Genomic DNA, 14,556 nt, shown 5'->3' on the forward strand with positions numbered 1-14,556 from the left:
CCCTCCAAGGGCTGAGCGAGCGGCTGAGGCCTTCCTCTCTCGGGCCGTGCGGCGCTCAGGGCTGGCAGGGCGCCATACCCATCGCCAGGATCTGGCAGGCGGAGGCGTCGGACAGCTGCCAGCCGGCCGCCGAGTGCTGCCAGGTCATCGGCATCGGGCCGGCCGGGCCGTGCGGCGAGGTGATGGTGACCTGGCCGGTGGCCTGATCGCCCTCGGTCTTGACATCGGCGACGGTGAAGGTGATGGTGCCGTAGTTGGCCAGGCCCTTGGTCATGGTGTCGATGTTGGCGGCTCGTTTACCCCCTCCGACCACCAGCTTCTCCTTCTCGGCGGTCGGCTTGGCCGGATCCACGAAGCCGTTGAGGGTGGTCTGCAGTTCCTCGGCGGTGGGGGCGGGCGCGGCGGCGGCGCTCGTGGCGGCGGCTGCGGCCGAGGTGGCCGTCGTGGTGCCCGTCGGCGTGGAGTCCTGGGAATTGTCGGACCCGCATGCTGTCATAGCGGTAACGGCGAGCGCGGTAAAGGCGGTAGCCGTGGCAAGGCGGAACCCGGCAAGATGCATCCAGGAGCGACGCACACCGGAAACACCGGCGGTCCGCGTGGCGTTGCTCCCGGTGCGGGTACTGCCACCGAAGGGAGTAGCGCTGTGGCGGGTAGGAAGGAGCATCGACTAGACCTTTCGGTTCGGTCCGGCGAAATCGCTCGCCGAATGCAGGTTAGGGCAGGCTAACATGGTTGCCCGGGCTGGTACCGCAGCTGAGATGTGATCACGACGAAACCATGTCGGAAAGCGAGAACGGTTCGCGCCCGGTAGCGTTGATAGACCGGGACTGGGAGGAGCAGCATCATGAGCCCCATCGAGAATTCGGATTCGGCGGCCTGGAGAGAACTCGAGGTGGTACGCGCCGAGGCGGCTGCACTCCGTAGGCAACTCGCCGACTCGCCGGATCGTTCAAGGGAATTGGAAGCTCGTATCGATTCGCTGACGATTCGCAACACCAAACTGATGGACACCCTCAAGGAGGCCCGTCAGCAGTTGGTGGCGCTGCGTGAGGAGGTCGACCGGCTGGGCCAGCCGCCCAGCGGCTACGGCGTGCTGATCGGTGTGTACGAGGACCAGACGGTCGACGTGTTCACTTCCGGACGCAAGATGCGCCTGACGTGCTCGCCGAACATCGACACCTCCGAATTGCACTACGGACAGACCGTGCGTCTGAACGAGGCGCTCACGGTGGTCGAGGCCGGCACCTTCGACCGGACCGGTGAGATCGGCACCCTGCGCGAGGTCCTCGACGACGGCCGCCGCGCCCTGGTCGTGGGCCACGCCGACGAGGAACGCGTGGTCTGGCTGTCGGGCCCGCTGTCGGCGCTGGTCGACGCGGACGACGTCGAAGATCCCAACGCGCCCGTGCGGCGGCTGCGGCCGGGTGACTCGCTGCTGGTCGACACCAAGGCCGGATTCGCGTTCGAGCGCATTCCCAAGGCCGAGGTCGAGGATCTGGTGCTCGAAGAGGTGCCCGATGTCGGTTACGAGGACATCGGTGGCCTGGGCCGCCAGATCGAGCAGATCCGCGACGCGGTGGAGCTGCCGTTCCTGCACAAGGATTTGTTCCGCGAATACGCGCTGCGCCCGCCCAAGGGCGTGCTGCTCTACGGTCCGCCGGGCTGCGGTAAGACGCTGATCGCCAAGGCGGTCGCCAACTCGCTGGCGAAGAAGATCGCCGAGGCGCGTGGTGAGGACGCCAAGGAGGCCAAGTCCTTCTTCCTCAACATCAAGGGTCCCGAGCTGCTGAACAAGTTCGTGGGCGAGACCGAGCGCCACATCCGGATCATCTTCCAGCGGGCTCGTGAGAAGGCCTCCGAAGGCACCCCGGTGATCGTGTTCTTCGACGAGATGGACTCGATCTTCCGCACTCGTGGTTCGGGTGTGTCCTCGGATGTGGAGACCACGGTCGTGCCGCAGCTGCTGTCGGAGATCGACGGCGTGGAGGGCCTGGAGAACGTCATCGTGATCGGCGCGTCCAACCGCGAGGACATGATCGACCCCGCGATCCTGCGCCCCGGCCGTCTGGACGTCAAGATCAAGATCGAGCGTCCGGATGCCGAAGCGGCACAGGACATCTTCTCCAAGTACCTCACCGAGGAACTGCCGCTGCACGCCGACGACATCGCCGAATTCGCCGGCGATCGCTCCAAGTGCGTCAAGGCGATGATCGAGCGGGTCGTGGACCGGATGTACGCCGAGAGCGAGGACAACCGCTTCCTCGAGGTCACCTACGCCAACGGTGACAAGGAGGTCCTGTACTTCAAGGACTTCAACTCCGGCGCCATGATCCAGAACATCGTGGACCGTTCCAAGAAGTACGCGATCAAATCGGTGCTCGAGACCGGCAATCCCGGTCTGCGCATCCAGCACCTGTTCGATTCGATAGTCGACGAGTTCTCCGAGAACGAGGACCTGCCCAACACCACCAATCCGGATGACTGGGCACGTATTTCGGGTAAGAAGGGCGAACGGATCGTCTACATCCGGACGCTGGTTACCGGTAAGAACGCTTCGGCGAGCCGGGCGATCGATACCGAATCCAATACGGGTCAGTACCTCTAGGAGTACCGCACACACACGAAGGCCGCGCTCGCATCGCGAGCGCGGCCTTCGCCGTATCCGGTGTCAGCGCCGGGCAGTGGCCACCGAGTCGAGCACAATATCGGTGGCCGGTGCGCCGTCGCCGGATCCGTCCTTCACGCCACCCGCGGCGATGTTCTGCAGCACGTCCATCCCGCCGGTGATCCGGCCGAAGGGGGTGTAGCTGGGCGGCAGTTTGCTGTCGGAGTAGACCAGGAAGAACTGGCTTCCGTTGGTGTTCGGGCCGGAGTTGGCCATGGCGACCGTTCCCGCCGGGTAGGTCGCCCCGGCCAGGTTCTCGTCGCCGAACCGGTAGCCGGGACCGCCGGTGCCGGTTCCGGTCGGGTCACCGCACTGCAGCACGAAGATGCCCTCGGTGGTCAGGCGGTGGCAGCGGGTGTGGTCGAAGTACTGCTCGCCGGCGAGGAAGGCGAACGAGTTGACCGTATGCGTGGCCCGCGCGGCGTCGAGGGCGACGGTGATGGTTCCGCAGTTGGTTTCCAGCGTCGCCGTGTATCCGGCGTTGGGGTCGATGGTCACCGCGGGTTCGGCCGGCCACTGCTTGCCGTTGGGCTGGGCGTCGCCGGGGGTCATGCAGCCGGGTGCCTGGGTGTGCAGTGGCAGCGGGGCAGCCACGGCAGGGGTGCCGCCGGCCAGCAGTGCGATCGCCGCACCCGCCGCCGCCAGGCCGCTGCGCACCGGCAATCTGCGCGATCTGCGGTCGCGTCGGGCGGAGTGGTCGAGATCGGACTGCGAGTGTGGGACATCGATATGCACCGGGGCGGGCCTCCGAGATTCGTCTCGTGATGGGTTCGGTCGCCCGGCATCATCGCATGCCCGACCGCCGGGTGCGGGTGAATGGGACATCCCGGTCCCGGCGCTGCTAACGTCGCGGCCATGCAGGTGGTGTTGCGGCATAATCCGTCGTCCACGGTGGCACGGTGTTTTCTCGCCGGCGGGGAGCCGTTGCGTGCGGAAACCGGTGCGATGGTGGCCCATTCGGCCGGGGTGAGCCTGGCCGCGAAGGCCGAGGGCGGATTTCTGGCGGGGCTGAAGCGTTCCGTGCTGGCCGGTGAGTCGTTCTTCGTGTCCACGTTCACCGCGCCGCCACAGGGCGGCTGGGTCGATGTGGCGCCGGCGCTGCCTGGGGACATGCTGGCGCTGCCGATCGCGCCCGATCGCCCGTACTTCATCAGCCGCGGCGGCTGGATCGCCAATTCCCATGGCGTGCAAGTGGAAGCGAAATGGGGCGGTTTCGCGAATATGTTCGGCGGTGAGGGCGGATTCGGCCTGCGTGCCCAGGGGCAGGGCGAGGTCGTGCTCGGCGTCTTCGGCGCGATCGACGTGATCGATCTGCAGCCGGGGGAGTCGGTGACCATCGACTGCGGCCATGTGGTGGCTTACGACCTGGCGTTGAAATTCGGTATCCGCCGGGCGGTTTCGGGTCGTTCGCTGCAGTCGATCACTTCCGGCGAAGGTCTGGTGTTCGACTTCACCGGTCCGGGCCGGGTGCTGCTGCAGACCCGCAACCCCGGCGCGTTCGCGGCCTGGGCCGGCGCGGTCACCTCGTCCGGCTAGGTCCGATTGCGCGGATGCAGCAGTTCGTCGATCAGGACCCGGGTGTCGGGGACGAACGGCCAGCCGGGATCGCTCAGGTGCTCCCACAGCTGCGTGTCGGTCCACCACCAGCCCGCGGCGATCTCCTCGGGCTGGACGGTGATCGGCCCGTCGGAGCGAATCTCGTAGGCGAACAGGTGGCACCGCATCGGGCGGCCCGCCCAGCTGCCGTCCCAGGACACCCGCGCCAGCGGCCGCGGTTCGCTTGGCGCGGCAACGATTCCCAATTCCTCGCCCAGCTCGCGCGCCGCCGCGGCGGCGGGATCCTCGCCGGGGGCCAGCACCCCGCCGGCCAGGCAGTCGTGCATTCCGGCGAACACCATCTTCGTATCGGTACGCCGATGGACGTAGATGCGCCGCCCGTCGAGCGATCGCACCAGCACGCCGGCACTGGCATGCCACAATCCTTCGGCATACACCTCGGCGCGTTCGGCGCTGCCGGTCTCGTTGCCGCGGCCGTCGTAGACGGCGATCACCTCACCCATTCCCGCCAGCCTAGGCGGTGAGTGCGGGAGAATGCGCCCACGGTGGCGTATCGGCGACGGGCGCGGACGATGGCGGTAGGACAACGGCGAGGCGAGGTGATACTCCGTGGTGATCGATCTGAACAGCGATCTCGGGGAGGGGTTCGGTGCGTACACGATGAGCGACGACGCGGCGCTGCTCGACGTCGTGACCAGCGCCAATATCGCCTGCGGCTTCCATGGCGGGGATCCGGTGATCATGCGGCGCACGTGTGATCTCGCGGTCGCGCACGGGGTGCGGATCGGCGCGCACATCTCCTATCGCGACCTTGCCGGATTCGGCCGCCGCGAGATGATGGTGTCCCCGGCCGAGCTGACCGCGGAATCCATCTATCAGATCGGCGCGCTCGACGGCTTCGCCCGGGCGGCCGGTGACCGGGTGCGCTATGTGAAACCCCATGGCGCGCTGTATCACTCGGCGGCATCCGATCCGGCGGCGGCCGAGGCGGTGGTCGCGGCGTTGCTCGCCTTCGAGGAGTTGAGCCTGCTCGGCCCCGCCGATTCCGAACTGGCACGCGCGGCGGAGGCGGCCGGAATCCCGTTCCACGCGGAAGGTTTCGCCGACCGGGCCTATACGCCCGAGGGCAGGCTGGTGCCGCGCGGGCGAGCCGGTGCGGTGCTGGCCGCGGAGGCGGCGCTCGGGCAGGCGGTGTCGATCGCCGTGGACGGGCACGCGCACACGGTGGCCGGTGAGCAGGTGCGGGTCGAGGTGCGCAGCCTCTGCGTCCACGGCGATTCGCCCGATGCCGTCCGGATGGCGCGCTCGATCCGGCAGTCGCTGCTGGACAAGGGCGTCGAACTGCGGAGTTTCACATGAGCGCGGTGACCGTGCGGCCCGCGGGAGACCGCGCGCTGCTGCTCGAACCGGCCGACGCCGCCCAGCTGCCGCTGCTGCTCGACCACCTGCGGCGGGCGCCGATCGACGGCGTGGCCGACCTCCTGCCCGCCGCCCGGACCGTCCTGCTCACACTGTGTCCCGGCATCGACCCCGCGGCGATCGAATCACGCGTGCGCGCACTGGATCTCGCATCGGACGCCGATTCCGACAGTGCCGCCGCGGCGGATGTGGTCACCGTTCCGGTGCGCTACGACGGCCCCGACCTCGCCGACGCCGCCGAACTTCTCGGCATCACACCCGGGCAACTGGTCGAACGGCACACCGATGCCCAGTGGCGGTGCGCGTTCATCGGTTTCGCGCCCGGCTTCGGCTATCTGCACGCGCCCGACGCCGGACTGTCGGTGCCGCGCCGCTCGCAGGCCCGGACCGTCGTTCCGGCGGGGTCGGTCGCCCTGGCGGGTGGATACAGCGCCGTCTATCCGCGCAGTTCGCCGGGCGGCTGGCAGATCATCGGCCGTAGCGACGTGGTCCTGTGGGATGTGGCGCGGCCCGAACCGGCGCTGTTGCGCGCGGGTACCCGGGTCCGGTTCGAGGCGGTGGATCGGTGAGATCCTCGGCGGCGCGGATGCGGGTGCTCGAACCGGGCGCGCTGAGCACCGTGCAGGATCTCGGCCGGCCCGGCTGGTTCCATGCCGGGGTCGGGGTCTCCGGGGCCGTGGACCGGCGGGCGCTGCGGCTGGCGAACCGCCTGGTGGGCAATGCCGAATCGGCGGCGGCCATCGAATGCGTGCTGGGCGGGCTGAGCGTGGAATTCGACGCCCCGGCGGTGGTGAGCATCACCGGAGCGCCGGTGCCGATCAACGTCGGCGTCCGGCCCGAACCCCCGGCGTCGGTGCTGTTCGTCGCGGCCGGGCAGCGGGTGCGGATCGGCATGGCCGAGGCGGGCCTGCGCTGCTATCTGGCAGTGCGCGGCGGGATCGCGGTGGAGCCGGTTCTCGGATCGCGCAGCCGCGACACCATGGCGGGTTTGGGTCCGGAACCGTTGCGCCGAGGCGACACCCTGCCGGTCGGCGCCCCGCCGCGCGGCTGGCCGACGGTCGAGATGGCTCCCGTCGCGCCGCTCACCCAGGGGACGCTGCGGGTGCGCGTGGGGCTCGGGCCGCGCGCGGACTGGTTCCACAATCCCGCCGATCTGTTCACCGGCGCCTGGGCGGTCTCCACCGACACCGACCGGATCGGTGTGCGCCTGGACCGCCACGGTGACGCCCCACCGCTGCGGCGAGCGAACGATGCCGAATTGCCCACCGAGGGAATGGCTTTGGGTGCGATTCAAGTGCCACCGGCGGGTCGCCCGGTGGTGCTGCTGGCCGACCGGCCGATCACCGGCGGCTATCCCGTGGTGGGCACCGTGATCGACGCCGATGTCGATCTGCTCGGCCAGGCCCGTCCCGGCCAATTGATCGAATTCCGTTCCTGGCAGCCCTGATCCGCCGTGGGGATGGGTCGGCATACCTCTCGAGGCTGACCGCGGATCGGTCTGCGGGGCGACTCCGCCGCGGCCGGAAACCGATACGTTCGCAGACGTCCCCACGAAATCCGCTACAGGAGTGTGCCGGTGACCGATGTGTGCGAGTCCGACACCGACGCGCGCGGTGCGACCGAATCGGCCGCGATTCCACCGCTCGCGTGGCCGGTGGTCGCGCCGATCGCCGCCCTCGGCGCGGCGGCGCTGCTGTTCGCGGCCTCGAGGTACGGATATTTCGGCGACGAACTCTACTTCCTCGCCGCCGGTCGCCGGTTGAGCTGGGGTTACGCCGATCAGGGCCCGATGCTGCCGCTGCTGGCCCGGATGATGGACACGCTCGTTCCCGGCTCCTATCCGGCGTTGCGGCTGCCCGCGGTGCTGATCACGGTCGCGGCGGTCGCGTTATGCGCCATGATCACTCGCGAGTTCGGTGGCGGGCGCACCGCGCAGGCACTGGCCGCCCTCGCCTACGCGTGCTCGCCGTTTCTGCTGCTGCAGGGGTCGATGCTGACCACCAACACCGTCGATCTTCTTCTGGATCGCACTGGCCGTGAGCTGTGCGGTCTTCGGTCCCCGCGAGTTGCTGCGCCGGCCGCTGCTGTGGGCAGGTGCCGGAGTCACCGTGCTGTCTGCGGTGCCGCAGGTGATCTGGCAGGTAAGTCACGGCTGGCCGCAACTGGCGATGGGCGCGGAGATCGCATCCGAACAGGCGATCCTCGGCGGCCGGCTGCTGTTCGTGCCGATCTCGCTGATCCTGGCCGGCGTTCTCGGGGTCCTGGTGCTGCTTGGCGGGCTGTGGGCGCTGCTGCGCTGGAAACCGTTGCGGCCGTATCGTTTTCTGGGCGCCACCCTGATTCTGGTCGACCTCGTCTTCCTCGTCACCGGCGGCCGGGTGTACTACCCGGCCGGGATGTACGGGGTGGTGCTCGCGGCGGGCGCCGTCGCGGTGGTGCACTGGATGCGAACGCGGGCGGCGGTCGGCCGCCGGATCGCCGGTGTCGCGACCGCGGTCGTGACGATTGCGGCGGTGGCCACGATCGTGAGCTCGCTGCCGTGGCGTCCGGCCGCGGCGGTCGAGCCACCCCGAGACGATGTCTCGGCGGCGATAGCGATCGGCACCTACGGGCAATTCGGCTGGCCGGAACTCACCGCGGCGGTCACGACGGCCTATCGCGGGCTCCCACCCGCGCGCCGGGACCGCGCTGTCGTCGTCACCGACACCTACTGGCAGGCGAGCGCCCTCGACCACCTCGGCCGCGCGGAGCTGCCGCCGATCTACAGTCCCAGTCGCGGCTTCGGCTACTTCGGCGCCCCGCCCGACAGTGCCGAGACGGCGTTGATCGTCGGTGGCGAGGAGGCGGACATGCGCGGCCGGTGCACCTCACTCACCCCGGTCGGCAGGGTCGACACCCGGCTCGGATTTGTCGGCAACACCCGCGATGTCACGATCTTCGACTGCACCGGCCCGACGCAGCCGTGGTCGCGGATGTGGCCGGAGTGGATGCACCTGTGATTTCGGTGCGCCACCTCACTGCGCGTGCGACAGCACCGGTGCTGCGCCGAACCACCGGGTGAGCGCCCGATGCAGACCGTCGGCACTCGCGTCGTCGGCGGCCCATGCGACGTACCCGTCGGTGCGCCAGCAGCATCGCCGCCGGCGTGCTCGCGATGTCGGGTCCGGACGCGGTGTCGACGGACCGGTTCGATTCCGTGAGCGTGATTGCGCCGGAAACGATTTCGATACGCTCTCGCCATTCCGCCGCTGCGGCGGCCGCTACGCCCGTCCCGTCGATCAGCAGCGGCCGTGCGGTGTGCAGCAGGTCGGCGATCCGCATGCGAGTGCCGTCCGTGGTGACCGAGTAGTCCGGGGCCAGTCGTCCGGACAGGTGATGGTCGTCGCCGACGTCGTAACGGGTGTCGGACCCGGCCAGTAGCTCGGCGAGGTGGGCGGCGACCGCCGGGATCCGTACCAGTTCCGCGACGAGGTCGCGCAATCCGGAGATTTCGGGTCCCGGTGCGATCAGCGCGCTCTGTGCCAGGCTGTGCATCATCACGCGCTCGGCCACCGGGTGGCGTTCGCTCTCGTAGGTGTCCAGCAGTCCGGCCGGTGCCCAGCCGTTGATCTCCGCCGCCAGCTTCCAGCCCAGATTGATCGCATCCTGCAGTCCGAGGTTCAGCCCCGGGCCACCCATCGCGGAGTGTACGTGCGCGGAATCTCCGAGGAGCAGCACCCGACCCGCGCGATAACGCTCCGCCGGCCGGGTGTTCTGACCGACGGTGCGGCGCAACGCATGGGGGCCGGCGCCGGTCGGTGGTGTTATCGGCACGTCGGCTCCGAGTACTCGCTCGATGCTCTCGCGGAGCTCCGCGAAGGTCATGGGTTCGTCCTCGGCCGGGAGATGGTCGGTGCCGTATTCGCTCACTCCGATCATCGGCCGCCCGGGGGTCAGCTCGGCGAAGATGAACATGCCCTTGTCCACGCGGTTGTGGCCGAAGTGGAACCGGCCCGCGCCGGGAATGTCGATGCCGCCGTTGGGTGTTCGCTGCCCGTCCGGAACGGTGGCATGGCCGAATCGCGTGACGCGATCGGCCACCGTGCAGCCGGGAAAATCGAATCCGGCCAGCTTGCGCACCGCACTCTTCCCGCCGTCCGCGGCGACCAGATAGCGGGCCCGGATGCGATAGTCCCCGTCGGGACCGTCGACGGTCGCGATTACCTGGTCGCGGTGGGATTCGAGATCGTCCAGGCGGTGTCCCCAGCGGACAGCCACACCCAGCTCCCGCGCGCGGGCGGCGAGCAGCGCGACCAGTCGCGGTTGTGGAATCGGCAGGGCGTACAACGGGTTGTCCGCGAATTCCGCCAGGTCCAGCGGCAGCCCGCTGAACGAGTAGCGCGGAAGCGGTGGCGGGATCGCCGGAGCATCGTCACCTGCGGCGGGGCGGTACAAGCCGCGCATATCCATCAGCCGCACCACCTGCCCGACGAGGCCGTTGGCCTTGGGTTCGGTGCTGGGTGCGGGCAGCTCATCCAGGACGGTCGCTGTGACGCCGCCCAGTGCGAGTTCACAGGCCAGCATCAGTCCGTTCGGTCCGGCACCGGAAATCAGTACCTCACAGATGTTTTCGGGCATGACAAATCAACCCCTTTGTGGGATAGGCGGTTTCGAGGGAAGGGTGGAGAAGTCAGTTGGGTTCGGGCAGGCCGGCGGCGACCAGTTCCAGTGCCTGCCGCGTCAGCGCGGTGATCGAGGCCGGGGGATCGCACCGGGGGTTGACCTCGATCGCCGCCACCAGTGCCCCGAGCGCGGCTTCGGTGACCAGCCGTGGGTAGAGCGTGCCGGGGTCGGTGCCGGTGCGTTCGGCGACCGCCTCGGTGAAGGCGTCGGTGGTGGTGCAGGTCAGTGCTGCCTGCGTTTCGGGGCTGGCGACGAGCTTGCGAACCTCGGCCAGCCGGTCGCGCGGCGGCGGATCGGCATCGAGGCCGTCGACCCGCAACGGTTCCAGCATCGCCTCGGTGATCGCGGCCCACAGCGGCTCACCGGCCGGCCGTGCCCGCAACAGTTCGATCCCTCGGCAAATCCGGTCGATCTGCCGGTACGCCAGTGCCTCGTATTTGTTGGCGAAGTAGTTGGTGAACGTCCGCACCGAGACCCCCGCGCGGGCGGCGATGTCCTCGCGCAGCACCTGGTCCAGGCCGCGTTCGAACATCAGCTCGAGTGCGGCATCGCTGAGCGCGCGCCGCGTATCGAGCTTTTTGCGTTCCCGCAGCCCGAGGGCCGGCTCCGTGGTCATGCACTCAGTCGCGATCAGGCCGGCGCGCTAGGGTTTCGGCTATGACTTCCGGGCACACGCAGATCTGGCACAACCCTCGCTGTTCCAAGAGCCGCGCGGCCAAAGCCGCGCTGGACGAGGCCGGGGTGGACTACATCGAGCGGCAGTATCTCGACGATCCGCCGACCGTGGCGGACCTGCGCGAGGTTCTGGCCCAGCTCGGCCTGGAGCCCTGGGACATCACCCGCACCGGTGAACCGGAGGCCAAAGAGCTCGGTATGGCGGGCTGGTCGCGGACGGAGGCCGATCGCGAGCAGTGGATCGAGACGCTGGCGAGCAATCCGAAGCTGATCCAGCGGCCGATCGTGGTCACCCCCGACGGCCGGGCCGTCGTCGCGCGCGACGAGCAATCGCTGAAATCGGTGCTGTAATCCGTCCCGCGCCGCGCGGCCGGAGGTCCAGACCGGCTGCGCGGCAACCACTTCGGTGTGGCGCGGCATTACCCGACGGGTAATCGACCGGGCGCGCGCACTGCGACATGCTCGTCATATGAGCGAAAACGAAACCACCACCACCAGCACCTACGACACCGTCGCCCAGCGCTACATCGACACCTGGAACGAAGCCGACGCCCCGGCCCGGCGCAAACTGCTCGAGGAGCTGTACCGGCCGGATGCCACCTACACCGATCCGCTCGCGGCCGTCGAAGGAGTCGCCGCGATCGACGAGATGATCGCCGGCGTCCGGGAACAGTTCGCCGGCATGCGATTCGGTCTCGGACCGGTCGACGGACACCACGACCAGCTGCGATTCACGTGGACGCTGGGCACTCCCGGCGCCGAACCGCTGATCGTGGGCTTCGATGTGGTCGTTCTCGACGGTGATCGCATCGCCCGCGTGCACGGATTCCTGGACAAGATCCCGGGCTGACCGCCCGTTCTCAGTGAATGCCGTTGTCCGCCAGGGGAAACGGGGGCCGTCCGATTCCGGCGATCCGCAGATTTCCCCACGGGTCGCGCTCCTGCAGCCGGCCCGGGGCGGGCTCGCCGCCCGGGATCCGCAGCGATACCGCACCGCGCCCCGGATCGGGCAGGCGGTCCGGCTCCGCGGCGCTGAGACGGCCGTACCAGTGGTAGTGGCCGTCGATCGGGTCCGGATGCCCGTTCAGCGCGACCGTCACCGCGAGTTCGGCGCCCGGCGCGTCGAGTACCGCCGGACCGGCGTACTCGTAGGCGGGCGCCCGCTCGGCGGCGACGGTCGTATCGAAGTGATCGGAATCCGGTCGCGGCAGCCGCCGGCCGGGGCGCGGATCTGCCGCCCAGCGGCGAGCCGACTCGTGCTGCACAGCACGTCGCAGCTGGATCCGGCTACAACCGGCCCGCCGCATCGCCGCGATGCAGCGCGCGGCGTATTCGGCGCGGGCCTGCACCGGATAGTGCGGCCAGTTCGCGCCGGCAGGGGAGTGCGTCCAGAACAGATTGGGCATCTCGTGCATCGTCGTGGCGAGATGGGCCACCCGGCCATCGGCCAGCAGCGTATGCAGGTCGGCGCCGACTCCGGCGATGCGGCGCGGGTCGAGGTCGGCATCGGCGAGGATCACTACCGCCGCCGTGGTCGTGCCGTCGTCGGAACGCAGCCGCCAGACGTCGCGTGCGCCGTCGAATTCCATGGTGTGCACCGCGGGCGGCGGCCGATCGGCCGTGCGCGAGGTCGAGCCGAGGACGGTGAGATCGCGGATTCCGTTGCGCCGCAGCGTCGCCGCGACGATCGGAGCCGCCGGACGGGCAGCGACGACGGCCACGCCACCCGAGCTGTGCCGGACCGGCCTCATCCGAGCAACCCCCGCCTCCGCCAGAGCCGCTTGCCGATCGGGCCGAGCAGACCGTTCTCGTCCAGAAAGGCGCCGAGGTCGGCGGCTCCGGCCGCGAGCATGCGATGCGCGTGCGGATTGGCCAGCGCGGCCCGCGTGGCCGCCCGCCCGTCCAGGCCGGCCCGAATGTACATGTGCCGGTTGGTGATCAGCCGGACGAACAGCGGTGCGGCCACGGCGACACACAGGCGCACATAGGCGCGTTCCGCCCGCGACATCGCCGGCACGCGACGGGCGAGTGCGTCGCGGGCGAAGCCGATGTGACGCGCCTCCTCGGTGACGTGGACGCGGAACGTGCGCGCCACCACCGGCTGCAACTGCGGATCGTCGATGGTGCGGCGTTGCAGCGCGTCGAAGATCTCCTCACCGACTAGCGCTCCCACCCACACCATCGGACCGTGCAGCACCAGCTGCAGCGACGAGATCGCCAGCCGGGCAGGAGCTTTGGGCCAATAGGGCCGGGCATCGATGCGGTCGATCAACTTGCCGAACATGGTCATGTGCCGGCATTCGTCGCCCATCTCGGTCAGCGTGTAGTGCGAGCGGTGCGAGGTGGGGTCGCCGTTCATCAACTCCCGCAACAGCAACCGGTTCAGGATGTTCTCGAACCAGATCCCCACCGAGAGGATGTTCGCGAGCTCCTGCCGCGACAGTTCGCGCCGCTGCTCGACGGACATCGCGTCCCACAGTGTGGTGCCGTAGAGCGAGACCACCTCCGGCGGCAGGAAGAACTTGTCCGGATCCAGTGGCGCGTCCCAGTCCAGGTCGACCACCGGGTCGTAGGACTTGCGGACCGAACCGAGCAGCAGGCGCTGCGCGAAGGTATCCCGCGGGAGCAGGGTGGCGTCGTTGCCCATGACTGCGCTCCAAACGAATCGAATTACCGAGACAGGCTGTAACACCAAGGTTAGTGAGACGGCATGTATCGGTCAATACCGCATGAGTATCGTTGACATGTGAGTGAAACCGGTGGACAGCGGCCCCCGCGGCGTGCGGAACGGTCCGCCGCGACCGGTGTGGACGGTCGCAGTACCCGCTGGAACGGGCACAAACAGCGACGGCGTGCCGAGGTGATCGAGGCCGCGGTCGCGGTGATCGAGGAGAACGGCGCCGAGGTGTCGGTCCAGCAGATCGCCGACCGGCTGGGCCTGCCGCGTCCGGTCGTGTACCGCCACTTCGACGGGCGGACCGATCTGGACGAGCAGATTCGCGGCCGGATCCTGGAATCGCTACTCGAACAACTGCTTCCGACGCTGCGGGCGGACGGCACGGTCAAGGACGCGGTGCGCGGGGCGGTCGGCACCTACGTCGGTTGGGTGGCATCGCATCCGCAGCTGCACCGCTTCCTCGCGGCGAGTGCCCCGCAAGGAGATTCGTCGCTCGCGCTGGCCGGGGCCCGCGACCGCATCGGCGCCCGGCTCGCGGATCTGTTCGCCACCGCCGCCGCGCGCGTCGGGATCGATCCCGTGCGGGCCCGGCCGATGGCCTTCGGCATCGTCGGCTTCGTCGACGGGGTGGTCAACAGCTGGCGCGCCGACACCGCGTCGGCGCTGGGATCGGAGCAGATCGAGGCGATCGTGACCGAATCGGTGCTCGGTCTGCTGGAGAGCAATGCACGCAGTCTGGGGGTTCCGCTGGACCGCGACGCCACCGTCGCCGACCTGGTCGCCCGGACCGATGCCGCGGCCTCGGACCCGCTGGCGGTCAACTGATTTCGCGGCGCGCGGCGCTGCGGTGACGGGCCACCGCACCCGGGCGGCCCCGGGGATCCCGCGCGTCGCCTAGGCT

Annotated in this window: 15 protein-coding genes and 1 pseudogene; 9 read left to right on the top strand and 7 right to left on the bottom strand. The window is 69.2% G+C overall.

Annotated features, from left to right (window positions below):
* Positions 1–55: 55 nt before the first annotated feature.
* Positions 56–559: a WKL family lipoprotein gene (locus tag NN2_RS37265; protein ID WP_063015440.1), complete on the bottom strand. Its 504-nt coding sequence runs from the start codon at positions 557–559 to the stop codon at positions 56–58.
* A gap of 285 nt (positions 560–844) precedes the next feature.
* Here NN2_RS37265 and arc point away from each other — a divergent pair, with 285 nt between their 5' ends.
* A complete protein-coding gene (gene arc, locus NN2_RS19895; RefSeq protein WP_063015441.1) occupies positions 845–2,605 on the top strand; it encodes a proteasome ATPase in 1,761 nt (586 codons plus the stop codon).
* Between the two features lie 63 nt (positions 2,606–2,668).
* Here the strand turns inward: arc and NN2_RS19900 are convergent, their stop codons facing one another.
* Positions 2,669–3,322: a peptidylprolyl isomerase gene (locus NN2_RS19900; RefSeq protein WP_036526032.1), complete on the bottom strand. Its 654-nt coding sequence runs from the start codon at positions 3,320–3,322 to the stop codon at positions 2,669–2,671.
* Positions 3,323–3,520: 198 nt separating this feature from the next.
* On the opposite strand from NN2_RS19900, the gene NN2_RS19905 reads away from it, so the two are divergent.
* Positions 3,521–4,201 carry a TIGR00266 family protein gene (locus tag NN2_RS19905; RefSeq protein ID WP_030518137.1) on the top strand — a complete coding sequence of 227 codons (681 nt, stop codon included), beginning with the start codon at positions 3,521–3,523 and terminating at the stop codon, positions 4,199–4,201.
* Here the strand turns inward: NN2_RS19905 and NN2_RS19910 are convergent.
* Positions 4,198–4,725, bottom strand: coding sequence for an NUDIX hydrolase (locus NN2_RS19910; RefSeq protein WP_063015442.1), 528 nt, complete (start codon positions 4,723–4,725; stop codon positions 4,198–4,200). The two genes, NN2_RS19905 and NN2_RS19910, sit on opposite strands and share 4 nt — an antisense overlap.
* Positions 4,726–4,831: 106 nt before the next feature.
* Here NN2_RS19910 and NN2_RS19915 point away from each other — a divergent pair, with 106 nt between their 5' ends.
* From NN2_RS19915 to NN2_RS19930, 4 genes are all read left to right on the top strand, one after another.
* Positions 4,832–5,581 carry a LamB/YcsF family protein gene (locus NN2_RS19915; RefSeq protein WP_063015443.1) on the top strand — a complete coding sequence of 250 codons (750 nt, stop codon included), beginning with the start codon at positions 4,832–4,834 and terminating at the stop codon, positions 5,579–5,581.
* Positions 5,578–6,210 carry a 5-oxoprolinase subunit B family protein gene (locus tag NN2_RS19920; RefSeq protein ID WP_063015444.1) on the top strand — a complete coding sequence of 211 codons (633 nt, stop codon included), beginning with the start codon at positions 5,578–5,580 and terminating at the stop codon, positions 6,208–6,210. Before NN2_RS19915 ends, NN2_RS19920 begins: the two co-directional genes overlap by 4 nt.
* 17 nt (positions 6,211–6,227) lie before the next feature.
* On the top strand, positions 6,228–7,088 hold the full coding sequence (locus NN2_RS19925; RefSeq protein WP_063015445.1) for a 5-oxoprolinase subunit C family protein: 861 nt from the start codon (positions 6,228–6,230) through the stop codon (positions 7,086–7,088).
* A gap of 589 nt (positions 7,089–7,677) precedes the next feature.
* The gene (locus tag NN2_RS19930) at positions 7,678–8,640 is read left to right on the top strand and encodes a hypothetical protein (protein WP_245658783.1); all 963 of its coding nucleotides are present in this window, start codon (positions 7,678–7,680) and stop codon (positions 8,638–8,640) included.
* A 15-nt stretch (positions 8,641–8,655) separates the two neighbouring features.
* Here the strand turns inward: NN2_RS19930 and NN2_RS19935 are convergent.
* A pseudogene (locus NN2_RS19935) lies at positions 8,656–10,258 on the bottom strand (FAD-dependent monooxygenase).
* A 52-nt stretch (positions 10,259–10,310) separates the two neighbouring features.
* Positions 10,311–10,919: an acyl-CoA-like ligand-binding transcription factor gene (locus tag NN2_RS19940; RefSeq protein ID WP_063015446.1), complete on the bottom strand. Its 609-nt coding sequence runs from the start codon at positions 10,917–10,919 to the stop codon at positions 10,311–10,313.
* A 41-nt stretch (positions 10,920–10,960) separates the two neighbouring features.
* Here NN2_RS19940 and NN2_RS19945 point away from each other — a divergent pair, with 41 nt between their 5' ends.
* Together NN2_RS19945 and NN2_RS19950 are read left to right on the top strand one after the other, a co-directional pair.
* Positions 10,961–11,329 carry an arsenate reductase family protein gene (locus tag NN2_RS19945; protein ID WP_030518129.1) on the top strand — a complete coding sequence of 123 codons (369 nt, stop codon included), beginning with the start codon at positions 10,961–10,963 and terminating at the stop codon, positions 11,327–11,329.
* A 118-nt stretch (positions 11,330–11,447) separates the two neighbouring features.
* Positions 11,448–11,828, top strand: coding sequence for a nuclear transport factor 2 family protein (locus tag NN2_RS19950; protein ID WP_063015447.1), 381 nt, complete (start codon positions 11,448–11,450; stop codon positions 11,826–11,828).
* 10 nt (positions 11,829–11,838) lie between these two features.
* On the opposite strand, the gene NN2_RS38655 is transcribed toward NN2_RS19950, so the two are convergent.
* Together NN2_RS38655 and NN2_RS19960 are read right to left on the bottom strand one after the other, a co-directional pair.
* Positions 11,839–12,729 carry a DUF4873 domain-containing protein gene (locus NN2_RS38655; RefSeq protein WP_245658784.1) on the bottom strand — a complete coding sequence of 297 codons (891 nt, stop codon included), beginning with the start codon at positions 12,727–12,729 and terminating at the stop codon, positions 11,839–11,841.
* Positions 12,726–13,625, bottom strand: a complete 900-nt coding sequence (locus NN2_RS19960; RefSeq protein WP_063015448.1) for an AurF N-oxygenase family protein — start codon at positions 13,623–13,625, stop codon at positions 12,726–12,728. The genes NN2_RS38655 and NN2_RS19960 overlap by 4 nt, the downstream gene beginning before the upstream one ends.
* 99 nt (positions 13,626–13,724) lie before the next feature.
* On the opposite strand from NN2_RS19960, the gene NN2_RS19965 reads away from it, so the two are divergent.
* Complete coding sequence (locus tag NN2_RS19965; RefSeq protein WP_051757114.1) at positions 13,725–14,480, top strand: TetR/AcrR family transcriptional regulator; 756 nt, start codon at positions 13,725–13,727, stop codon at positions 14,478–14,480.
* The last annotated feature ends 76 nt before the right edge of the window (positions 14,481–14,556 follow it).

The sequence above is a fragment of the Nocardia nova NBRC 15556 genome (genome assembly GCF_001613005.1).
GTDB lineage: Bacteria > Actinomycetota > Actinomycetes > Mycobacteriales > Mycobacteriaceae > Nocardia > Nocardia nova.